The sequence below is a fragment of the Sedimentitalea todarodis genome (genome assembly GCF_032595355.1).
GTDB lineage: Bacteria > Pseudomonadota > Alphaproteobacteria > Rhodobacterales > Rhodobacteraceae > Sedimentitalea > Sedimentitalea todarodis.
Map to the genome: position 1 here is coordinate 154,813 of NZ_JASMWN010000006.1, position 22,749 is coordinate 177,561.

At 60.2% G+C, this 22,749-nt stretch carries 21 protein-coding genes; 9 read left to right on the forward strand and 12 right to left on the reverse strand.

What is annotated here, in order from left to right; translation table 11 throughout:
* Window positions 1–67: 67 nt before the first annotated feature.
* The 3 genes from QO231_RS10235 to QO231_RS10245 all read left to right on the forward strand — a co-directional run bounded on the left by QO231_RS10235 (window position 68) and on the right by QO231_RS10245 (window position 3,730).
* Window positions 68–1,171 (forward strand): extracellular solute-binding protein, encoded by a 1,104-nt coding sequence (locus tag QO231_RS10235; RefSeq protein ID WP_316775772.1) that lies wholly within the window; start codon window positions 68–70, stop codon window positions 1,169–1,171.
* Between the two features lie 101 nt (window positions 1,172–1,272).
* A complete protein-coding gene (locus QO231_RS10240; RefSeq protein ID WP_316775774.1) occupies window positions 1,273–2,547 on the forward strand; it encodes an ABC transporter permease in 1,275 nt (424 codons plus the stop codon).
* 4 nt (window positions 2,548–2,551) lie between these two features.
* A complete protein-coding gene (locus QO231_RS10245) occupies window positions 2,552–3,730 on the forward strand; it encodes an ABC transporter permease (protein WP_316775776.1) in 1,179 nt (392 codons plus the stop codon).
* Between the two features lie 136 nt (window positions 3,731–3,866).
* On the opposite strand, the gene QO231_RS10250 is transcribed toward QO231_RS10245, so the two are convergent.
* The gene (locus QO231_RS10250) at window positions 3,867–5,192 is read right to left on the reverse strand and encodes a lytic murein transglycosylase (RefSeq protein WP_316775778.1); all 1,326 of its coding nucleotides are present in this window, start codon (window positions 5,190–5,192) and stop codon (window positions 3,867–3,869) included.
* A gap of 70 nt (window positions 5,193–5,262) precedes the next feature.
* A complete protein-coding gene (locus tag QO231_RS10255; protein WP_316775780.1) occupies window positions 5,263–5,988 on the reverse strand; it encodes a helix-turn-helix transcriptional regulator in 726 nt (241 codons plus the stop codon).
* 22 nt (window positions 5,989–6,010) lie between these two features.
* Between QO231_RS10255 and QO231_RS10260 the strand changes: the two genes are divergently transcribed.
* Window positions 6,011–6,772 (forward strand): glutathione S-transferase family protein, encoded by a 762-nt coding sequence (locus tag QO231_RS10260; protein ID WP_316775782.1) that lies wholly within the window; start codon window positions 6,011–6,013, stop codon window positions 6,770–6,772.
* Window positions 6,769–7,167 (forward strand): DUF1801 domain-containing protein, encoded by a 399-nt coding sequence (locus tag QO231_RS10265; protein WP_316775783.1) that lies wholly within the window; start codon window positions 6,769–6,771, stop codon window positions 7,165–7,167. The genes QO231_RS10260 and QO231_RS10265 overlap by 4 nt, the downstream gene beginning before the upstream one ends.
* Here the strand turns inward: QO231_RS10265 and rnr are convergent.
* From rnr to dapE, 3 genes are read right to left on the reverse strand one after another with little or no spacing between them, the layout of a single operon-like run.
* Entirely contained in the window at window positions 7,164–9,416 is a 2,253-nt protein-coding gene (gene rnr / locus QO231_RS10270) for a ribonuclease R (protein ID WP_316775785.1), read from the reverse strand. The genes QO231_RS10265 and rnr overlap by 4 nt on opposite strands.
* Window positions 9,417–9,466: 50 nt before the next feature.
* Window positions 9,467–10,048: a TIGR04282 family arsenosugar biosynthesis glycosyltransferase gene (locus QO231_RS10275; protein WP_316775787.1), complete on the reverse strand. Its 582-nt coding sequence runs from the start codon at window positions 10,046–10,048 to the stop codon at window positions 9,467–9,469.
* 6 nt (window positions 10,049–10,054) lie between these two features.
* Window positions 10,055–11,200 (reverse strand): succinyl-diaminopimelate desuccinylase, encoded by a 1,146-nt coding sequence (gene dapE, locus QO231_RS10280; RefSeq protein ID WP_316775789.1) that lies wholly within the window; start codon window positions 11,198–11,200, stop codon window positions 10,055–10,057.
* Window positions 11,201–11,459: 259 nt separating this feature from the next.
* On the opposite strand from dapE, the gene QO231_RS10285 reads away from it, so the two are divergent.
* Genes QO231_RS10285 through QO231_RS10300 form a run of 4 tightly spaced genes read left to right on the forward strand, consistent with a single transcriptional unit; the run spans window position 11,460 to window position 14,044 of the window.
* Complete coding sequence (locus QO231_RS10285; protein ID WP_316775791.1) at window positions 11,460–11,777, forward strand: hypothetical protein; 318 nt, start codon at window positions 11,460–11,462, stop codon at window positions 11,775–11,777.
* Window positions 11,774–13,123, forward strand: coding sequence for a DUF6638 family protein (locus QO231_RS10290; RefSeq protein ID WP_316775793.1), 1,350 nt, complete (start codon window positions 11,774–11,776; stop codon window positions 13,121–13,123). Before QO231_RS10285 ends, QO231_RS10290 begins: the two co-directional genes overlap by 4 nt.
* A gap of 1 nt (window position 13,124) precedes the next feature.
* Entirely contained in the window at window positions 13,125–13,391 is a 267-nt protein-coding gene (locus QO231_RS10295) for a hypothetical protein (protein WP_316775795.1), read from the forward strand.
* Window positions 13,392–13,402: 11 nt separating this feature from the next.
* On the forward strand, window positions 13,403–14,044 hold the full coding sequence (locus QO231_RS10300) for a DUF1523 family protein (RefSeq protein ID WP_316775798.1): 642 nt from the start codon (window positions 13,403–13,405) through the stop codon (window positions 14,042–14,044).
* A gap of 234 nt (window positions 14,045–14,278) precedes the next feature.
* On the opposite strand, the gene QO231_RS10305 is transcribed toward QO231_RS10300, so the two are convergent.
* The 7 genes from QO231_RS10305 to hslO form a co-directional block, all read right to left on the reverse strand.
* The gene (locus QO231_RS10305; protein ID WP_316775800.1) at window positions 14,279–14,779 is read right to left on the reverse strand and encodes a L,D-transpeptidase family protein; all 501 of its coding nucleotides are present in this window, start codon (window positions 14,777–14,779) and stop codon (window positions 14,279–14,281) included.
* Between the two features lie 99 nt (window positions 14,780–14,878).
* The gene (locus QO231_RS10310; RefSeq protein WP_316775803.1) at window positions 14,879–16,096 is read right to left on the reverse strand and encodes a class I SAM-dependent RNA methyltransferase; all 1,218 of its coding nucleotides are present in this window, start codon (window positions 16,094–16,096) and stop codon (window positions 14,879–14,881) included.
* 38 nt (window positions 16,097–16,134) lie between these two features.
* Complete coding sequence (locus QO231_RS10315; protein ID WP_316775804.1) at window positions 16,135–17,967, reverse strand: ABC transporter ATP-binding protein; 1,833 nt, start codon at window positions 17,965–17,967, stop codon at window positions 16,135–16,137.
* The gene (locus QO231_RS10320; RefSeq protein WP_316775806.1) at window positions 17,964–19,802 is read right to left on the reverse strand and encodes an ABC transporter ATP-binding protein; all 1,839 of its coding nucleotides are present in this window, start codon (window positions 19,800–19,802) and stop codon (window positions 17,964–17,966) included. Before QO231_RS10320 ends, QO231_RS10315 begins: the two co-directional genes overlap by 4 nt.
* A gap of 171 nt (window positions 19,803–19,973) precedes the next feature.
* Window positions 19,974–21,128: a CCA tRNA nucleotidyltransferase gene (locus QO231_RS10325; RefSeq protein ID WP_316775808.1), complete on the reverse strand. Its 1,155-nt coding sequence runs from the start codon at window positions 21,126–21,128 to the stop codon at window positions 19,974–19,976.
* Window positions 21,125–21,724, reverse strand: coding sequence for a CoA pyrophosphatase (locus QO231_RS10330; RefSeq protein WP_316775810.1), 600 nt, complete (start codon window positions 21,722–21,724; stop codon window positions 21,125–21,127). The genes QO231_RS10325 and QO231_RS10330 overlap by 4 nt, the downstream gene beginning before the upstream one ends.
* Window positions 21,714–22,700 carry an Hsp33 family molecular chaperone HslO gene (gene hslO / locus QO231_RS10335; protein ID WP_316775812.1) on the reverse strand — a complete coding sequence of 329 codons (987 nt, stop codon included), beginning with the start codon at window positions 22,698–22,700 and terminating at the stop codon, window positions 21,714–21,716. Before hslO ends, QO231_RS10330 begins: the two co-directional genes overlap by 11 nt.
* Window positions 22,701–22,749 lie beyond the last annotated feature (49 nt).

Below are 22,749 nucleotides of genomic sequence, written 5' to 3' on the forward strand. Positions count from 1 at the left end.
GGGCAAATGCCTGTCGTGCTGACCCGATCCACCTAAACAACGAGAAAACCACAGGGAGAATTCCGAAATGAAGCCAATGAAGATATTGATGGCTACAACCGCCTTTGCACTTGCCGGCGGCATGGCCAGCGGCGCTGACATGGCCGACGAAATGACCATCGTCAGCTGGGGCGGGGCCTATTCCAACTCGCAGAAAAAGGCCTATCACGAGCCCTATATGGAGAAGACGGGCGTCAAGATCATCAACGACGAAAGCTCTGCCGAAGCGGTGGCAAAGCTGCGTGCGATGAACGAAGCCGGGAACGTGACCTGGGACGTTGTTGACGTTGTCGCATCTGACGCCATCCGCCTCTGCGACGAAGGTCTGGCGATGGAAATTGACCCGGACACAATGCTGGCTGACGGCGATGACGGCTCCAAGGCGTCCGACGACTTTGGCGACTTGCTGGTCTCGGAATGCTTCATTCCGCAGATCGTCTATTCAACAACCTTCGGCTATCGTACCGACATGGTCGGTGACACGCCGCCGACCGACGTCTGCGCCGTGTTTGATCTGGAAGCCTATCCGGGCAAGCGCGCGCTGGAAAAGCGCCCGATCAACAACATGGAATGGGCATTGCTCTGTGATGGCGTCGCCAAGGATGAAGTCTATGACGTTCTGGCGACCGAAGAAGGCCAGGAGCAGGCACTTGCCAAGCTCGATACCATCAAGGATCAGGTCATCTGGTGGTCCGCTGGTGCCGACACGCCACAGCTTCTGGCCGATGGCGAAGTCGTGATGGGGTCAACCTACAATGGCCGTCTCTTCAGTGTGATCGAAGAGCAGAATCAGCCGGTTGCGATGCTCTGGGACGCACAGGTGTTCGATCTGGACGGCTGGATCATCCCGACAGGTCTTTCCGAGGAACGTACAGCCCGTGCGCTGGACTACATCATGTTCGCGACCGACACGCAGCGTCTGGCAGATCAGGCCAAGTACATCAGCTATGGCCCGGCGCGCGCGTCTTCGGCACCGCTGGTTGGCCAGCACGCGGATCTGGGGATCGACATGGCACCGCACATGCCGACCGATCCCAACAACGCCAAGAACACCTTTCTCTACAACTACGAGTTCTGGGCTGACTATCGCGACGATATCAGCGCCAAGTTCCAGGCATGGCTGGCCAAGTAAGCTGTTGACCTGAGACATTTCCAGAGGCGGTGCGCCGCCTCTGGATCGATACGGACGGACCCGTACACAAGCCCGACTGTTGCCCAGCAAGGAACAAGATCATGAGCGATCAAACGACTTCCGGTCCGGTACTTGCCGCAGACGGCACACCGCTCAAGCGCAGCCTCGCACGCGCGCTGAGACTCCAGAAATTGCGAGCATTGGCGCTGGTCGCTCCGTTGTTGCTCTTTGTCCTCATTACCTTCATCGCGCCGATCGCGGATATGTTGTTCCGCTCGGTCGAAAACCAGATTGTCTCCGAAACACTGCCCCAGACCGTTTCGGCGCTTGCCGACTGGGACCCCGACTCGGGCGAGATTCCCGGCGAGCCTGTATTCAGGGCGCTTGCCGCCGATCTGAAAGTCGCGGTGGAGGCCAAGAGTCATACAAAACTGGGCTCACGTCTGAACTATGAGATGACCGGCGCATCTTCGCTGTTCCGAAAAACCGGCCGCAAGGTCAAGCGGATGGAGATCGAAGGCGAGACGTCCTTGAAGGACGAATTCGTCGCCATTGACAAGGATTGGGGTGAAACTCCGATCTGGAAAACCATCAAGACATATTCACCCAGCTACACGAATGGCTATTTCCTGAATGCCGTTGATATGCAGAAGGGCCCCGATGGCCCCGAGGCACGCCCGGAAAATCAGCAAATCTACATGATCCTGTTCGGCCGCACCTTGTTCATGAGCGTGGTGATCACGATGTCCTGCATCGTGCTCGGGTATCCGGTCGCATGGATTCTGGCCAACCTGCCGACGCGGACATCGAACCTGTTGATGATTCTCGTGCTGCTTCCATTCTGGACATCCCTGCTTGTGCGCACCTCGGCGTGGAAGGTGATGCTGCAACAGCAGGGCGTGATCAACGACACGCTGGTCTGGTTGGGCCTGGTGGCCGACGATGCGCGACTTGTGATGATCAACAACCAGTTCGGCACGATCGTTGCCATGACGCATATCCTGCTGCCGTTCATGATCCTGCCGATGTATTCGGTGATGCAGACGATCCAACCGACCTATCTGCGCGCCGCCAAGTCCATGGGCGCGACCAACTGGACCGCGTTCTGGCGGGTCTATTTCCCGCAATCGGTGCCCGGCATCGGCGCGGGTTCGATCCTCGTCTTCATCCTGTCCATCGGCTATTATATCACGCCCGAGATCGTTGGCGGCAACACCGGTACATTCATCTCGAACCGGATTGCCTATCACATCTCCAGTTCGCTGAACTGGGGCCTTGCTGCGGCGCTCGGTGCGATCCTGCTGGCGGTGGTTCTGCTGCTCTACTACGCCTACGACAAGATCGTCGGCATCGACAACGTCAAGCTGGGAGGCTGAGATCATGGCTGCTCTGACCCCGATTTCGCGCACGCCTGTTTCCTTCTACCTGCCCGTCGTCGCAGCCGCAGGCGCGTTTGCCGGAATGCTCGTCGGAAACGCGAAAGACAGTCTTCTCATCGGCATTCTGGTTGGTGCGGCGATCATGGCGGCAATTGCCTATATCGCGACCCAAGTGCTGAGCAATGAAAAGTTGGTGCGATGGGGGTTGACGACACTGGTGGCCGTCGCGGGCTTTGCCATGAGCGGAATTCCGGGTGCCGTGGTCGGCGGACTATTTGGCTGGTTCTTCGGCTGGTTCACCTTCTGGCTGTACGAAGGGCGCTATCGCGCCAAGGTCGCCCCCTATCTGACTCCGGGGCAGGTGCTTTGGCATTTCACCTTCCGGGTTATCTGCGGCACGATATTCGTGTTTCTGATCACGCCGATCCTCGTGGTGATGCCGCTCAGCTTCAACGCCGAGAACTTCTTTACCTTCACACCCGAGATGCTGCGTTTTGATCCTGCTGGCTATTCGCTCAAGCACTACAAGGATTTCCTGACCAGTTCCGACTGGCAGAATGCGCTGCGCAATTCGCTTATGATCGCGCCGGTTGCGACGATTCTTTCGGTCAGTTTTGGCACGCTCGCGGCCATCGGTCTGAGCCAGCCGCATGTGCCGTTCCGCCGGGCCATAATGGCCATCCTGATCTCACCGATGATTGTTCCGCTCATCATCTCTGCTGCGGGCATGTACTTCTTTTACTCCCGGATCGGCCTCCAGGGCACCTATATCGGCGTGGTTCTCGCGCACGCGGCGCTTGGAATTCCGTTTGTCATTATCACTGTAACGGCCACGCTGGTCGGATTTGACCGGTCACTGACGCGAGCCGCCGCGAATATGGGAGCGAACCCGGTCACAACGTTCTTCCGGGTGCAGATGCCGCTGATTTTGCCCGGTGTCATTTCGGGTGCCCTGTTTGCCTTTATCACGTCGTTCGACGAGGTCGTGGTCGTGCTCTTTGTCGGCTCGGCTGGGCAAAAGACGCTGCCCTGGCAAATGTTCACCGGATTGCGTGAACAGATCAGCCCGACGATTCTCGCGGTTGCGACAATCCTCGTGGTGGTATCCGTCATCCTGCTGACAGTGGTCGAACTGCTGCGCCGCCGCTCTGAACGCCTGCGCGGAATGAGCCCGGGCTAAGGCGAATACCCCGACCGGCTTTTGGCCTGAACTGTTTTGATCAACAGGCAATACCATCAGGCCAGATATGACGGCCCGACAATTCATGGTTCATGGAATCGCCAATCGGCAGTGCGGTCCGACACCCGCGTTGTTTTCAGCGCAATCGATTCAGAAGGGTCATCGACGCGTAGCCATCCGGCGTCAGCCCCGAGGCAACCTGATAGGCCCGAACCGCATCGATCGTCAGCGGGCCAATCCGGCCATCAATGCCTTGGGTGTCAAACCCTTTGGCCGTCAGCCGTTCCTGCATCTCCTTGCGCTCACTCAGGGTCAGCGCACGGTCGTTGCGCGGCCACTGGGCCTTGATCGGCGGGCCGCCGGCAATGCGGTCAGACAGGTGGCCGACCCCGATCACATAGGCATCCGCCGTGTTATAGCGTTCGATCACCGCAAAGTTGTCGAATATCAGAAACGCTGCTCCCTCGCCGCCCGCTGGCAAAAGCACTGCGGCCGGTCCATGATCCGAAACCGCACCATTCACGCCGGTCACACCCAAACGCGCCCAATCCGCAGCGGATTTCCTGATCTTGCGATCCGCAAGCCGGAAATCGAAACCCTCCGGCACCGTGACCTCGACACCCCATGGCTGCCCCTTGGTCCAGCCGAAGTGGGCCAGGTAGGCGGCAGTCGAGGCCAGTGCGTCCGTGGGATCGTCCGACCAGATGTCTCGCTTGCCGTCGCCTGTGAAATCCACCGCATAGTCGAGGTATGATGTCGGCATGAACTGCGTATGCCCCATCGCACCAGCCCAGCTGCCGGTCATGTTGCGGGCCGTGGTATCCCCCGATTGCAGGATCTTCAGGGCCGCGACCAGCTGCTCTTCGAAGAATGCGCTGCGACGCGCGTCATGGGCGAGGGTCGCCAGCGCGCCGATGATATCGGTGCTGCCGCGATAGCTGCCATAGGCACTCTCAAGCCCCCAGACGGCCACCACCACTTCTTTCTCGACGCCATACTGCGCCTCGATTGCCTCCAACGTCACACGATGCTGCTTCAGGGCAGATTTGCCATTGCGCAATCGTGCGTCCGAAACCGCGCTGTCCAGGTATTCCCAGATTGTCTTGGAAAACTCCGACTGGTTGCGGTCGCGACGGATAATATCCGCGTCATAGGTTACACCGTCAAAGGCCGCGTCCAGCACGCCGGGCTTGATCCCTTGCGCCACTGCACGCGCACGGAACCCGTGCAGCCAGGTCCGAAAATCCTCGCTTGATGCGTCTTTCTGCACCGGGCTTTCCTTTACACTGATTGTCTTGGGGCGCGCCGTCGGGCGCAGCGAATAGGTCAGGCTCGCGGTTGCCATCCGCATCACTTCGACCTGTGGCCGCACCTCCGGGCGAACGGACTCGCCCTGTGTTTCTGCCTGAACACCGCCTGTCATAGCCAGGGAAAGAACCCCGGCAATTCTCCAGTTGCACATCGTTGTTATCCCGATTTTCTTGCTCTGCTCTGTGCAGATTATACCGCGAAACCGGACGTCGGAATAGGGGTCAATCCTTTTCCTTGCGGGTTTCAGCCGCCGCAGGGGTCTTGTTCTGCGTCTGGAACTGCGCCAGCGCCGCGCGCAGCATTGGCACCCGTCTGGGGCGAAAGCTCTGATCCGTGACCACGAGATCGCTCATCCGATCCAACCGGAACACCCGAAAGTCCTGCCGCAGGTGACACCAGGCCACCAGCACGGTTGACCGATCCAGATACGATATGCCCAACGGATCGACGCGCCGCCGGGTCTGCGCACCCTGCGCATCCGAATAGGCAAACTCGATCGCCGTTTCATCCCATGTGGCCTGCCGCAATTCCGCGACAGCAATCGTCGGTACTTCCGGGCGGGAAAAGCGGCGCGCAGTGAGGACCGCGTGGGCCAGCCGATGGGATTGTCGCGCGGGCAAACGCGCCTGCAGCTTGTTGAGTGCGGACCGCGCCGCGCCGGCCAAATCCGGATCGCCGATCTGCTCCACCTCGCGCAGGCCCAGCACCAGTGCCTCGAGTTCTTCATTCTCGAAACCAAGCGGCGGCAAGGTCGCGTCTTCGATCAGGGTAAAGCCGAACCCGGCGGCTCCGTCGATCACCGCCCCCAAACCGCGCAATGTGTCGATGTCGCGATGCACGGTTCGCGGCGACACGTCGAGATCCTGAGCCAGCCCCTGCGCCGTATGCGGCGGCGCGGCGCTGCGCAGGCATTGCATCAACTGAAAGAGGCGGGCGGTTCGGGACATGATGCTATTTAGCATAGCCCTGATGCCAGAAACTGTCATCAGCCTTGGATACAGTCAGGACAACATACATCCAAAGGAACATCACATGCTCTTGCTCTACACCTATCCGCGCGGGTTCGGACAATTCAGCCTCAGCCCCTTTTGCGTCAAGGCGGCGGCATTCCTGCAGTTGTCTGGTCTGAACTGGTCGCGCCGCGATTTCGACGATCCCCGCAAGATGCCGCAAGCCAAGCTGCCGGTTCTGCATACCGATGAACGGCTGATCCCGGACAGCAACAACATTCGTCGCTACCTGGAAAATGAAGGGGCCATATTCGACCCCGATCTCTCTGACATGCAGCGTGCACAGTCTCACGCGCTGACCCGGATGGCCGAAGAACATCTCTACTTCAATCTGGTGCTGGACCGATGGGGCAATGATGCCGTCTGGCCGACCATACGCGACCGCTATTTCGCCAATGTCCCTGCCCTCTTGCGCCGGCCCGTTGCCAACGGTCTTCGCCGCAAACTGATGCAGGGCCTCGCAACGCATGGCATTGCCCGGTTTTCCGACAAGGACCGGCTCGCGCGCGTCGAACAGGACCTGCAGGCGATCCAATCCTGTCTCTGGCAAAGCCCGTTCCTGATGGGCAACCGACCAACATCCGCAGACCTCAGCGTTGGTCCTATGCTCGCCGCGATCCGGTCCACACCGGTGCAAACCCCGCTGTCACGGCGGGTTGCGGCGGATGCGCAATTGTCCGACTATATCGCCAGGCTGGAAGACACGGTGCAGCTACCATGACCCGACCCTTTGCAGATACTCAGGTCGAAGGTGTTTTTGACGCGTTCGATGATACCGCGCGGCCCGGTCTAATGGGGCTGCGTGACCTGATCCTTGATACTGCGGCATCCGACAATCGGGTTGGCGAAGTCACCGAGGCGCTCCGTTGGGGGCAGCCTGCCTATCTGACACCGGTAACGAAATCCGGGACGACCCTGCGCATTGCGCCACATAAATCGGCGAGTTTTGCGCTGTATGTGCATTGCCAGACGACCCTGATGTCGGACTATACCGCCGAATTTCCGGGGCGTGACCGGATCGACGGGAAACGCGCGGTGCTGTTTGGTGATCCGTCAGAGATCGACCCCATGCGCCATGGCTGGCTAATCAGCCGGGCTTTGACCTACCACCTCTAGCGCCGCTTGCGCGCCACCTTGCGCTTGACCTTGTCTGACTTGCGCTTGCCACGCACTGCCTTGCGACGCGGGCTGCGACCGGCAGGGCTCTGCCCTTTGGGCAGCGCCTTGTCCTCGACTGTCAGCAGTACCAGTTCCAGCCCACCTGTAACCGGCGTCGCCTGCGCCAGCCGCACGGTGACCCGCTGGCCGATTGCGATGGTAAACCCGGTGTCGGACCCCATCAATGTGCCCGCCTCACGGTCGAACTGAAAGTATTCGCGCCCCAATGACCTCACCGGGATCAACCCGTCTGCACCGGTTTCATCGAGTTTCACAAAAGCTCCGAACCGGGCAATGCCACTGATCCGGCCACTGAATTCATTGCCGATCCGTTCGGACAGGAACGCCGCCAGATAGCGGTCGGTGGTGTCACGTTCGGCCATCATCGAGCGCCGCTCGGTATCGGAAATATGGGTGGCTGTCTGGTCCAGCCGCTCGATCTCTTCGGGCGACAAACCGTCCTTGCCCCAGCCATGCGCCGAAATCAGCGCCCGATGCACGATCAGATCCGCATAGCGGCGGATCGGCGAGGTGAAATGCGCATAATGCTGCAGGGCGAGGCCGAAATGGCCGAAATTCTGTGGCGAATAATAGGCCTGCGTCATCGAACGCAGGGTCGACATGTTGATCAATTCGTCATTGTCGCTGCCTTCGGCAGCGCGCAACAACTGGTTCAGATGCCGGGTCTGCAACACCTGCCCCTTGGCCAGGTTGTACCCTGCCGCCTGCGCCACTTCGCGCAGGGTGTCGAGCTTTTCAGGCGACGGTTCTTCATGCACCCGGAACAACAAGGGCGAGCGTTTTGCGATCAGCGTTTCCGCAGCAGCGACATTCGCCAGCACCATGAATTCCTCGATCAGTCGATGCGCATCCAGCCGCTCGCGAAAGTTGACCGAGGTCACGGTGCCGTCGTCGGCCAGTTCGATCTTTCGTTCCGGCAGATCCAGATCCAGCGGTTGCCGATCTTCGCGGGCCGTCACCAGCGCGCGGTAGGCTGCGTAAAGCGGTTCAATGACAGGCTCCAACAACGGGCCCGTGCGGTCGTTTGGGTCGCCATCCACTGCCGCCTGCACCTCGGCATAGTGCAATGAGGCCGCGGATCGCATCAGCCCCCGCACGAACTTGTGGCCGATCTTCCTGCCGTCCGTGTCGAGTTGCATCCTGACCGCGATACAGGCGCGCGGCACACCCTCGTGCAGGGAACACAGATCGCCGGACAGACGATCCGGCAACATCGGCACGACCCGGTCGGGAAAATAGCTCGAATTGCCACGCTTGCGCGCCTCGTTGTCCAACGCGCTTCCGGGCCGCACATAGGCGGCAACATCGGCAATCGCGACCCAGACCACATGCCCACCGGGGTTCTTGGGATCGTCATCGGCATGCGCATAACAGGCATCGTCATGGTCGCGTGCATCCGCCGGATCGATTGTGATCAACGGCATGTCGCGCAAATCTTGGCGCCCCGAAAGCCCCAGTGGCGTCTTGTCATCCGCCTCGGCGATCACCGCATCGGGGAACGCATCAGGAATCCCATGCTGGTGAATCGCAATCAGTGACACGGCGCGCGGCGATGACGGATCGCCAAGCCTGGCCACGATCCGCGCGCGCGGCAGGCCCACGCGCGATTTCGGCCCCGCCTGTTCCGCCTCGACCAGTTCGCCATCCTTGGCGCCAAACCGGTTCGCTTCGGGAACAGTCCATTCCGTGCCTTGCGCCTTTTCGATCGGGACAATCCGACCGCCTTCCGCACCCTTGCGGAACACGCCCAGAATCCGTTTCGGATTGGTCCCGATCCGCCGGATCAGCCGGGCCTCGTAGTTGTGGTCGCTTTCGGTGACAACGGTCAGCCGCGCCAGGATTCGGTCACCCTCGCCTAGTGCAGGGTCACTTGCCCGCGGTAATACCAGAACGATCGGCTCGATTCCTTCACCGTGCCATTCCAGTGGCCGCGCGAACAGATCGCCATCTGCATCGGGCGCCTTGACCTGCAAGACGCTGACAGGGGGCAAGCGCTCAGGGTCACCATAGGACCGCTTGCGCCGCTCCAGATGCCCTTCGGCCTCCAGCTCTTTCAGGGTCCGTTTCAGATCAATCCGGTCCGCGCCCTTGATCCCAAAGGCCTTGGCAATGTCACGTTTGGAACTCTGGGTCGGGTTGGCAGAAATCCAGTCGAGAATCTCGGCCTTGTTTGGAATGCGCGTCATGGCTTCGCCCTAGCACGACATATCGTTGCAGTCATCGGTAAAAGGCGATGCTAACCGATCCGGCGCAGATCGGCGGCGGTGTCCACGTCGTGCAGGGTCTCAATCTGCGCAACGGTCAGGCTGCCAAGTGTCGCCCGGCTATCGGTCAGCGCGTGCTCGGTGGACCAGCGCACCCCCCTGAACAGCCCTTTTGGTGCCTGCAGCGGATGTTTCAGGCCGACCAGCCAGAAGCCGCCATCAGACGCTGGCCCAAACACCGCATGATGATTGCCAAGAGCCGCGAACGCCGCCGCAATCTGCGGCGTGCCAAGCCCCGGAACATCCGCGCCGATCACGCTAACCGGCCCCGGCGCAGCGGCACGGAGCGCGCGCGTCATTCGTGCGCCAAGGTCTCCATAGCCCTGCGGTATCCGAGGCAGGTCAACCGGCCAGAGCCGGCTCTGCAATCCTTCGCGATCCGGGGTGACGGCGAGCACGACATTCCAGCGCGGATCGCGGATGCGGCGCAGCAGAGACAGGGCCTGCAACCGAAACCACCGGGCCGCCGGGCCCATTCCGATCTCGCACCCCAGCCGCGTCTTGACCCGCCCCGGACGTGGTTCTTTCAGCATGACTACAACGGTTCTGGACATTGCGGGTCAGCTGAAGAAGTCGCGCAAGATCCGGGAGTAGATGCGCTTGAGTTGATGAATCTGGGCCACTTCGACGCGCTCATCCACCTGGTGCATGGTTTGGCCAACAAGGCCAAATTCAACCACCGGACAATGATCCTTGACGAAGCGCGCATCCGAGGTGCCGCCGCTGGTGGACAGCACCGGAACCACACCTGTTTCGGCCTCTACGGCCTTGGATACAAGCTCCGACAGGGGCCCCGGCGGGGTCAGGAAACTCTCGCCGGAAACACTGACTTTCATATCAATCGCGACTCCGAATTCGGCCGCGACATCATCCGCTTTAGAGCGCAGCCATTCGGTCAGGGACGCGCCGCTGTGGCTGTCGTTGAACCGGATATTGACGGTGCTTCGGCACTCTGCCGGGATCACGTTGGTCGCCGGGTTGCCAGTATCGATGGAGACCACGGCAAGCGTCGAAGGGTCAAAATGCTCGGTCCCCTCATCCAGCGCATGACTGGCAAGCCGGTCCATCAGACGCGCCATCGCCGGTAACGGGTTTCTTGCACGATGGGGATAGGCGGAATGGCCCTGGGCCCCGGTCACAGTGAACCACGCGCTCAGCGAGCCGCGCCGGCCAACCTTGATCATTTCGCCCATCTTCTCGGGGCAGGTCGGCTCGCCAACAAGGCAAACGCTCATCGCTTCGCCGGTTCGTTCCATGTGGTCGAGCAACGCGGTGGTGCCATCGACCGCATCTGCCTCCTCGTCACCCGTGATCGCGATGATGATTGCCCCGTCCGGAGGCGCGTCGCGCACGAGGTCGATGGCCGCAGCCGCAAAGGCAGCCACGCCCGATTTCATGTCGGTCGCCCCCCGCCCGTACATCACCCCGTCTTTCACCTCGGCCCCAAATGGCGGCATCGTCCACGCGGATTCGTCGCCCAGCGGCACAACATCCGTGTGCCCGTTGAACCCAAAGCTTCGCGGGTGTCCCTTGTCGCCCCAACGGGCAAACAGATTGCTGATCCCGCCCCGGTCCGCGCGGGTGCAGTGAAACCCCGCAGCGGACAGTTCCTGCTCCAGCAGGACCAACGCGCCACCTTCTTGCGGTGTCACGGACGGACAGCGGATCAGGCGGGCGGTCAGGTCGGCAGCATCGGTTTGCGTCATCGCGAAGGTCCTTGTCCTGTGGTCTGCGAAGTGTGACCACACATGAAACCAAATTCAGCTGAATCCAACCCCTCTGACGGACCTTACCTCCAACCAAGGCCGCAAATCACCGCGCAGACCTTGTTTCAATCCATCGCCGCGCCGATCTATTTGCTATGGGAAATCTCGATACACCTGCTAAAGTCCGCGATGCGCGCTGTTCACAAAGGACATTCCGCCGGGAAGGGTGCGACGTGACAAGGGTTTCGGAGGCTGTGGTGTGACGGTTTTCTTTTTCTTTTCAGCCATCGTACTGGTTTCTGTCATCAGCGCCATTGTCGCTGCCGAGATCGTGGTGCAGCCGTCATTTCTGTCCACTCTGGGCCCGTTTTCCACTGGCCTTCTGGGCCTGACCGTATGTTTCACGCTGGCGGCAACGCTGTTGTTCATCCTGGACCCGGATCCGGTTTCGGGTCTTGATGCGGCCTTGCCCCGGCTGATGCGAACACTTCCGATCACCGGGTTGGCGGCTTTTCTCTGGCTGCCTATGTACCTGTCCCTGTTCAACCGCCTGCGCCGCGCGAGGGTGCGGCAATGAAGCGACTGATCGAACGCGGATTGATGTTCGGAAATCTCATTCACGTGGCTACGCCAGCGCTTGTCGAACGCTATGATCGGGCGTTGGAGCACCTGACCGGAAAACACACGGCCCTGACCGATTTTCACGTCGATATCTCGGGATACTCACCGGAGATCGGCGATGAATTGGGCGATCATCAATATCTCAACCAGAACGGGGTCAACCGCCAGTTCATCCTGCTGACAACCGATCAGAAACGCGCGCCCCTGCTGAATGCAACCTTTTCCACCAGCCATGACATTCTGCGTCGCTTTATTGATACCAACGAGGCGCAGCTCTTTGCGCTGACCGCTGTGGACGCTGTCGCTGGTGAGTTGGTGAACTCGGTCATCCACGCACGTGATCCGCAGGCATTGTTCGATATTCGCACCATCCGGATCGAGGCAGACACCACCGGCGGAACCCTCAAACATGCAGGTGAGCTGACCAGCCTCGTCGACCGGTTTCGGGCCGAAGAGGACGCCTGGTTTGACGATGTTCTGATCGCGCGCATGATCAGCCTTGCGGAAAAATCAGGCGATATCACCCGCAACGCCGTCAAACTGACCGATACCGAGTTTGAACAGAAGAACTTCTGGACCAGCCATTTTGGCGGTCTCTACGTGTTTCAGGACGTCGATCATCCCGCCCTGATCTCGGCCGGGGACAAATCCGTTCTGGGTGAGTTGCCCATAAAATACGTGTTCGATTTCAGCGATCGCAACCGCATCGCCAAGTTTCTCGCTTATAACGATCTGGTCGAACCCATCATCAAGGCACCTGGACTGGATGCCGCCGCAATTCTGCAGCAGAAGATGGATTTCATCGTGATCGACACGGCCAGCGAAGGTGGCATGGACCTGACAGGGCTGACCCGTGCCGACCTGCGCCGGCTGGCGCGGCAGCACCACAGCGTTTTGCCGCAGGAATATGACGGGTTGGCGGCCTTGCTGAACTGGGCCGAAAACGGTGGATCCTGGCCGCGCATAACCTCCGATCACCCGGCCTATTTCTACACCCTGCGGGCTGCGGATACGCCGGACCGTGATCTGGTGAACCGGATGCTGGCAGAGCTGACGCTGCTTGATATTCGCCAGCTGTTCATCTGCAACAAGCCCGTGTTCTATCGCCGCTACCAGAGTTGGCCCGATGCCAAAAAGGACTATGTCGCCGACTTTCTCAGCCGCGAGTACCAAATCGACAAGGCGGGCGCGCGCGCGGCGTTGTTCGGCCACGAACCCGACATGACCGGCACCGTCCCTGCCGACCCGATGCCCGACCTGATTCTAAGGGTCGGCCCCTGGGGCGCGGTGGGACGGATCTGACATGCTGGGACTTCTGCGCCTTGTTCTGATCCTGTTCGTCGTGCAGACGATCGCCTACATCGGGCTGTCGTTCTATTCCCGCAGCCTCCGCCGCCGCAAGCTCGAGTTGCGCTGGTCAGAAAAGGCACTGCCGGTCGATCAGGAAACCTTTGTGCGGCGCGGATTGACGCGTTATGACAACTCGCTCCGGCGAAAGCTGATTCTGGGGGTTTACATCGTGCCCTGGATCGCCATCTCGGTACTGATCTATGTTGTGAATTTCATGTGAGGACCTGACAGATGGCCTATATCAAATGGGCGTTCATCCTGACCTTCTGGCTGCTCCTGGGCGGATTGCTGCACTACACGCTGCCCCAGTATGACATCGTGCGGATCGTCAACACCTATGAAGAACGTCAGGACCTCAATGACTGGACCCGCATCTTCTGGTCCAGCCCCGACGATCAATCCGCCAGTCTGGCCGGTCGCGATGTGCAGTTTATCCAGGGTGTGCGCGAAAACGGCAAACCCATCGTCTATCGCAACGAAGATACCGGCTGGGGCTGGCCGTTCTATTTCAAATTTGACACCGCAAATCTCTATACCGAAGCCAACGATGCAATTTCGACCAAGGGCAACCCCGAATGGGTGTCGATCCTGCACTACGGCTGGCGCAACGAATTCCTGTCGACCTTCCCCAATGCGATTTCCATCAAGCCGGTCGAAGGCCCGGACCACCGAGTCATCAACTGGTTCAATATCGTCTTCCTCACGCTTCTGGCAGCGATCTTCTGGGCGATCTGGGTCCGATGGCGCCGATTCCGCGAGGCACGGATCGACCCGGTGCTCGACGACATCGGTGACAGCATGGATGCAGCAGGTGACAGCATCACCGAGAAACGCGGGCGTTTTCGCCGCTGGCTGAACAGCTGGCGGTCCTGACGAGAGGTTATCGCGGATCCTTGTCTGGCTCTGACCCCCAGAGCTGATTTCCATATTCTTGGGGTCATTTCTTACGACCCAGATGCGCCGATACGTAGATCTGGTGGCCTGCCTACGGAACGTCATCAAGTGGCGGCTGGAAACCCTTGGCTAGGGGCCACATTCCGTCGTCGATCTGTGGCGCGTCAATGCGCGGGAACTGGCGAACTGAACACCCTGGGGTCATTGCCTGCCCTATGGTCGCAGCGTTATCACGGTGCCGTCCTTGACCATCGCGTAGATCTCTTCGATTTCGTCATTCTTGACGGCGATACATCCAGCGGTCCAGTCGCGGCCCTTGGCTTTTTTGGTGTTTGGCTGACCATGAATAAAGATTTCACCACCGGGCCTTCTGCCCGCCGCAATCGCGGTCGCGATATCCTTGGAATTCGGATAGGAGATCCCAACCGACAGATGATACTTGCTGCGGGGGTTGCGCCGGTCGATCAGATAGGTGCCTTCCGGGGTCTTTCCGTCACCTTCGAACTGTTTGTGCCCGGTCGGCGTGAATCCGAGGTCAAAATCGTAGGCTTTCAAAATCTCCTCGTTGTTCAGCAGATACAAACGCCGCTGACCCTTGTTCACGACAACCGATGTCACTTCGGGGCCGTTATACGTCAGAAACTTGGACCTGGTCGAACATCCTGCCACCGCCAGGGACGCCAAGGCCCCGAACCCGAAAATACGCCGCTTCATTTGCTGCTCTCTTTGTTTTCTGCCTCAATCCATCGAATAGCGTTTGTTGCGACAAACGCAAAATCACTTTTATGGGGAATGACCGGATTCTTGAGGTTCTTAGCGTGAAAAGGCGGCCACAAGTTCAATATGCGAAGACCAGCGAAACTGATCAACCACCTGAACCCATGCCAGATGATAGCCGGACGATACAAGAACCCGCGCATCCCGTGCAAAGGTCACCGGGTTGCAGGACACATAGGCAACCCGGTCCAGCCGGGATTCCGCAATCGCTGCAACCTGCGCTTCGGCGCCTGCACGCGGCGGGTCGATGACAGCCGCCTCGAAAGTCTTGAATTCGTCCGGCACTAGCGGCCTGCGAAAAAGATCGCGTGCGGTGCCGGTGATCTTTTTCAGGCCCTGCGCCTGTCGCCAGCCCTGGTCCAGCGCCCGAACCATTTCGGCGTCACCCTCCACCGCGAAGACTTCGGCAGAAGCCGCGAGCGGCAGGCTGAACGTGCCGCATCCGGCAAAGAGATCGACAACCTGCGCAGCATCACCCACGATTTCGCGAACGCCGGCAAGCAATGTCGCTTCACCTTCTGGCGTTGCCTGCAGGAACGCACCGGGTGGCGGCACCACCTGCGCCGCGCCGAATCTCTGAACGGGTTGCTGCCGCATGGCGATAACCTCATCATCCCACGCAAGCCGCGCCAAATCGAACCGTTCCGCAACCTGTGCCAGCGCGATTTCCAGCGGTCCGTCGGTGGGCTTCCCGCCTCTCGCCGCAACATCCAGCCCGTTTTCGGTCACGGTCAGGGTAACTGACAATTCGCCCTTGCGACTGCCACCCACCACCGCAAGCGCCTCGGCAACTGGCAGTCCCTTCAGCAGTTTGGGATCAACCAACTGACAGTCCGGTATCTGGATGATCACATCAGAGCCACGCGCGTGAAAGCCCGCCATGGCCCCTTTTTTCGTCCGCCGAGCCGACACAACCGCACGCCGGCGCGTCCGGGCGGGCGACGTGACGACGCCGCGCATCGGGGCTGCGAGCCCCTGCCCCTCAAGGGCGGCTGCAACGATCTCTTGTTTCCAGGTCGCCGCGAACGCATCTGACGCATGTTGCAACTGGCAACCACCGCAGGTTCTTGCATGTCGGCAAGGCGGCCGCACCCGTTCGGGCGACGGGGTTTCAATCCGAACCTCCGTCAACTGTGTCCCGTTCAGGGTTCCGCTGACTGTTTCACCGGGCAATGTGGCGGGTGCATAGACCGGCCCCGTTGCGACGCCATCGCCCTGATGCCCAAGGCGCAGGATTTCATGTTGTGTGACCATGCCGCCTGATACCCGGCGGAGTGCCTGCACAAAAGCCCTTATTCGGCGGCTTCGGTGTGGATAAACCCGCCGGACTGCCGGTTCCAGAACTGGGCATACAGCCCGCCCCGGGCCAGCAGATCGGCATGAGTGCCGGATTCCACGATGCAACCGGCATCCATGACGATGATGCGGTCCATTTCCGACAGGGTAGACAGCCGGTGTGCGATCGCCAGCACGGTCTTGCCCTCCATCACGCGGTGCAGGGCCTCCTGAATCGACGCCTCGACCTCGGAATCAAGCGCGCTCGTCGCCTCATCCAGGACCAGGATCGGTGCATCCTTGAGGATTGCGCGGGCCAGGGCGATCCGCTGGCGTTGCCCGCCCGAGAGCTTGACCCCACGCTCGCCCAGATGCGCGTCATACCCGCTGCGATTCCGCGAGTCCTGAAGATCGCCGATGAACTCGTCTGCCTCTGCGTGCTCTGCGGCGGCGATGACGTCTGCCTCCGTCGCATCCGGGCGTCCGTACAAGATGTTGTCGCGTGCCGAGCGATTGAACATCGCCGTTTCCTGCGTGACCATGCCAATCTGCCGCCGCAGGCTGTCCTGCGTCACCGCCGCGATGTCCTGATCATCAATCCGGATCGTACCGCCTTCGGCGTCGTAGAGCCGCAGCAAGAGCGATACGAGTGTCGATTTCCCGGCACCTGATGCGCCCACAATCCCCAACTTTTCGCCTGGACGCACCGTCAGGTCGACCCGCTGAATACCACCAATATCCCGCCCATAGGCAAACTCGACCCCGTCAAATACGATTTCACCGCGATCAACGACAAGCTCGTCGGCATTCGGGCCGTCTTCGACCCGGTTGCGGGTGGCCAGCGTTTGCATGCCATTTTCGACCTCACCCACATGCGCATAGATTCCCATCAGCGTGAAGCTGACCCAACCTGTCATCTGTGCGATGCGGATCGAGATCGCACCGGCCGCCACGATATCGCCCGCCGACGCGCCACCCGTGCGCCACAGCATCAAGGTCGCGCCGATCAACATGACCGGCAGAACACCGGCCAATGTCATCAGGAAGAAGCGGAAGCTGGCCGAGAGCCAGCCGAACTCCAACGACCGATCCCGCAGCACCGCCATTGCCCCGCGCGCGGCGTCGTCTTCATGCGCCGCATGCGCAAACAACTTGACCGTCTTGATATTGGTAATCGTATCCACAACCTGCCCAGTAACCATTGCCCGCGCCCCGGCGCGTGCCGCAGAGCGTTCGCGGATGCGCGGTAGATACCAGCGGATCAACAGGAAATAGACCACCAGCCATGCCGCAAACGGCAACATCACACCGGGATGAATAGACCCCAGCAACAACAGAGAGCCAAACATCGACGCCAATGCAAAGACGATTGCGCTGATCACCTCGGACACGATGGACGTCAGCGCATTTGCGGTCTGCATCTGTTTCTGCGCAATGCGCCCGGCGAAATCATCGTCAAAGAACGTCACCGATTGGCCCAGCGTCCAGCGGTTGAGCCGCGACAGGACCAATGGCGTGATATTGGGCATGACGATATAGTTGTTGGCCACCGAGGACAGGCCAAACAGCACGGGGCGGATCAACATGAAAAACCCGACCGCCGCGAGGATCCGCAGCATGTTTGACCCGTCAAACACACCCTCGGGCCCGCCGGACACCGCCGTGTCGATCACAATGCCAAGCATCCAGGCCGTCCCCGCCTCCATCGCACCGGCCAAGCCGGAAAAAGCCGCCGCTACAAATAGCATTGGCCAGGCCCCGGTCAGGCACCAGCGGATGAACGCCCCCAGCATTTGTGGAGGAGGCGTATCAATTCGGCGAAAGGGCTCGATCAGGTTGGCAAGTTTCATTCAGCAGCCTCGGTAGTCAGAAAGCCGCCAGACTGATGCGCCCAGAATCCGGCGTATTGCCCTTGCAGGTCCAGGAGCTCGGAATGGCTGCCTTGTTCGACAATACGGCCCTGATCCATGACAAGAATGCGATCCATCTGTGCAATGGTAGAAAGCCTGTGCGCAATGGCAATCACTGTCTTGCCCTGCATCATGCCATAGAGCGTATCCTGAATCGCTGCCTCGACCTCGGAATCCAGCGCGCTCGTCGCTTCGTCAAGCAACAGGATCGGCGCGTTCTTGAGGATCACCCGCGCCAGCGTCACCCGCTGGCGCTGTCCACCCGACAACTTGACACCTCGCTCACCAACCTGCGCATCATATCCGGTACGTCCCTCCATGTCGGCCAGATCAAGAATGAAGTCGTGCGCTTCGGCCTGTTTCGCGGCCGCGATCATATCCGCCTCGCTCGCATCGGGCCGTCCATACAGGATGTTGTCCCTGACAGAGCGGTGCAACAATGCACTGTCCTGCTGCACCATGCCGATATTGCTGCGCAGACTGTCCTGCGACACCGCCGCAATGTTCTGCCCGTCGATCAGAATCTGCCCCGTCTCGACGTCGTAGAACCGCAACAACAGCTTGACCAAAGTCGATTTGCCCGCACCGGAACGCCCGATCAGACCGACCTTCTCTCCGGGCTGGATGGTCAGGCTGATATTGTCCAGTCCGCCGGTTTCACGCCCGTAATGGTGCGACAGGTCGCGAATCTCGATCTTGCCTTGGCGCAGGTTCAGCGGCCTTGCGTCCTTCGCATCGACCAGGTCGATCGGCTGTGCGATGGTCTGCATCCCTTCGGACACAACGCCCAGCTCGCGGAAAAAGCTGGTCAGGGCCCACATGATCCAGCCGGTCATCGCGTTCAACCGCAGCGTCAGCGCTGTTGCCGCGGCTACGACACCCACGCTCGACTCGCCAACCGCCCAGAGGTAGATCGCCCAGCCGACAACCCCGACAATCAACAAGCCATTCAGCGCCACCAACGTCATGTCCATGATGGTAAATATCCGCATCTCGACCTGAAACGTGCGGCGCGTATTTTCGATCGCTTCCTTGGCATAGGACAGTTCGTGGTCGTGATGGGCGAACATCTTGACCGAATGAATATTGGTATAGCTGTCAACCACACGCCCCGTGACCGTGGACCGTGCATCCGATGCGGCCTGCGACGCCGGGCCGACACGGGTCACTGTCCATCGGATCAGTGCGCCGTAGAGGACAAACCAGATCAGCAACGGAATGATCAACCGGCTGTCCGCCGCCATCAACAGCACCGCCGCACCGATCATGTAGGCGAGCGAAAACGAGATCGCGTCAAAGACCTGGAACACGACCTCACCTGCGGCGGGCGGGGTCTGTACGATGCGACTGGCGATGCGTCCGGCAAAGTCGTTCTCGAACCAGCCGACCGACTGGCGCAGGACATGTTTGTGAGCGCGCCAGCGGATCAGCGTGCCAAAATTCGGCAGGATCGCATTGTTCAGCATCGCGACGTCAAACATATGCAGAATTGGCCGCAAAAAAACGATGCCAACCGCGACCAGCGCCAATTCAAAGCCGTGCTCGGACAGCACCTGCCCCGGTTCTCCGCCCAGCATGTCGACGATCCGGCCCATGTAGTAGATCAGCCAGACTTCCACCGCGGCAACCACGATAGACAACAGCCCTGTCCACCAGAACACCCTCTTGAACGGCTGGGCATAGGCCATCATGAATGGCCATAACCGGGTGGGTGGTCGATCTACTTCCGGGTAGTCGCAATAGGGATCAACGAGATTCTCAAAGTAACGAAACATGGCGGGCGCTCCTGACGAGCCGAATATGAAATGCAGGGGGTGACGTCTCTCAGCCACCAGAACGGGTGGCGTATCAGCGTAAGCTGAACCAAATCCCGTAATACATTTCGTACCCTCCGAATGTTTCAGTTCATTGGATAGGCGATGATCGACAACTTGTCACGCCAAAAGTCAAAGGGTGAGCAGCACATCTCGGTCCAGATCGAAGCCAGAGCCGATCCAGAGCGCCTCCAACCGGGCCAGTTCTGCGCCCAGTTCCGGCCCTTGAAAGCGTGGCATCAGGTCCTTGGCACGCACCGGAAATTGCGCCACGGCCCCCTGAGTGACCTGATCCTCCAACTCCGCGACCCACGGTTGTTCAAGGACCGCACAGCGGATCAGAAGTGCATCCCGCGCGTCACTTGCACCAAGGCGATACCCAAGTTCAGCGGCATCTGTCGTCGCGAACGCCGCATTGCGCAACCGGTCGAGTGACGCCGACCCCGCGCGGCTGAGACGCAACGCATCTGCCGTTTCGGTACCGCCCAGGACCGCCAACCGGCGAATTGCATTGGGGCGCGCACCGGCCAAAGATTCAACATGCGCCAGCGGTGCCAGCGCCCTGTCGTCAGCGCCCGGAACAAACCATGCGAGCGCACCGGTCGTCCGCATTGCCGCGACCGAAGGCGCCGGGTCTGGTGCAGCCAGGAGCTTTTGCATCTCGGACCCAATACGCTCGCGGGACAGGCGGCCAAGACCCTCCAGATTGGCGGCGATCGCAGCCAGCGCATCGGAGTCAAACCCCGCATTCTGATCGCCATACCAGGCGTGAAAACGGAAGTACCGGAGCGAGCGAAGGTAGTCTTCGCGAATTCGCTCTTCTGCATTGCCGATGAACCTGACCCGTCGCGCGCGCAGATCCGGCAGTCCGTGCAACGGGTCAACCACCGTGCCGTCCGAACGCGCATAGATCGCGTTCATCGTGAAATCCCGTCGCGCGGCATCCTCGGCCACATCGGTCGAAAACGCCACGGTTGCACGCCGACCATCAGTCGAGACATCACGGCGAAAGGTCGTCACCTCGTGTGGCAGACCATCCTTCAGCAGCGTTAGGGTGCCATGATCGATACCCGTCGGCACGACCTTGATCCCGGCCGCCTTGGCAAGGGCCATGACCTGATCCGGCGTTGCATCGGTGGCAATGTCGATATCGCTGACATCGACATACAACAGCGTATTGCGAACGCAACCACCGACAAACAGAACCTGCGCGCCATCGCGGCCCAAAGCGTCACAGACGACGCGGGTGGACGCGTTTGAAATCCAGTCGGCAGTGAGTCTCGTCATTTTTGCATCCGGTCGGCCAATGCCCGCAGCATGCGCGCGGTGGCCCCCCAGATGTAATAAGGACCGTAGGGAACCGTAAAGTAATACCTACGCTGCCGACGCCAGCGCCGAGACTCGATCAGGTAGTTTTCCGGTCGCATCAGATGGTCAAGCGGTACGGAAAACACTTCGTCGACTTCGCCGGGTTCGGGCACGATGGGAAAATCCTGCCGCAGTATGGCAATTACCGGCGTCACCCTGAACGACGTGACCGTTTCATGTTCCGGCATATGCCCCAGAACCTCGGCCAGCCCGTCAGGCAGGCCGATTTCCTCGCGCGCCTCGCGCAGAGCGGCGGCGGTCACGTCCGCGTCGCCCTGGTCCTGCTTGCCACCCGGAAACGCGATCTGCCCCGGATGGTGCTTAAGAAACGATGATCGCTTGGTCAGGATCACGCGCGGTTCCGCCTGCGCCAGCGAAATCGCCACCAGCACGCCCGCCGGGCGCAGCTTTCGCCCCGGCGGGAGAACCGTTCCCGGGTTCAGATCAAAATCGGACGAAGCAGGCCCCGATCGTTCCAGCGCGGCCTTCAGCCGAGAAACCGTGTCAGGTGCCATCTGCATCCTTGGCATCAAAGCCGACTGTCGCAGGGTCCAGCTCGTAATGCGCGCTGCAGAACTGGCAATCTGCGGTGACCAGCCCATCTTCCGTGGTCATCGTTTCGATGTCCCGGGCGGAATAAATCGATAGGCTCTGCCGCACCCGGTCCTCTGAACAGGTGCATCCGAACCGGACCGCCTGCGCATCAAAGACCCGGGGCCGTTCCTCGTGAAACAGACGAACCAGCAAGTCGGTGGGCGGCACGACAGGGCCAATCAGTTCCATGTCCTCGACCGTGTTCAAGAGGACATTCACACGGTTCCAGTTTTCACCCTCTTCACCTTCAACGAGATCAGTCGCACTCAATACCTCGCCGCTGCCCTGTTCGCTCGCGACGAAAGGCGAGGCTTTGGGCATATGTTGCAACATGATCCCCCCCGCTCGCCAATGTTCGGCAATGCCGGGTTCGAAGGATTTTCCAAAACTCAGCGAGAAACGAGTCGGCAGTTGCTCCGATTGAGCAAAATATGCTTCTGCACAGGCACTCAGCGACTCGCCGGACAAGGGCGTGATACCCTGATACGGTGCCGCGCCTTTGCCCTGGTCTATCAGGATCGCGAAATAGCCTTCGCCAACTTGCGAAAACGGTGCCTCATTGGTCAACCGATCCGCGTCAAAGCTCGCATAGGCGCGAATACGTGCCGGCTCCCCTTCGGTCGTGGGGGCATAGTAATCAGTCGCGATCATCCGCACCGCACCCTTTGACTGGACCTGCAACGACAGCTTCCAGCGCAGCTTGACCGTCTGGCCGATCAGCGCGGTCAGCAAGGCCATCTCCGCGACCAATGCCTCGACTTCAGGGGGATAATCATGCTGTCCAAGGATGCCGCCCAGAACACCATCCAGCCGGGCGACCCGGCCACGCATGTCCGATGCGTCCAGTTGAAAAGGCAGAACCGTGTCGTCCCACGCGAGTTTTGATCCGATAGTCATGGGGTTTCCTTACGCGCCGCAGATTGGCATACCGGGGCTATATAGGGGC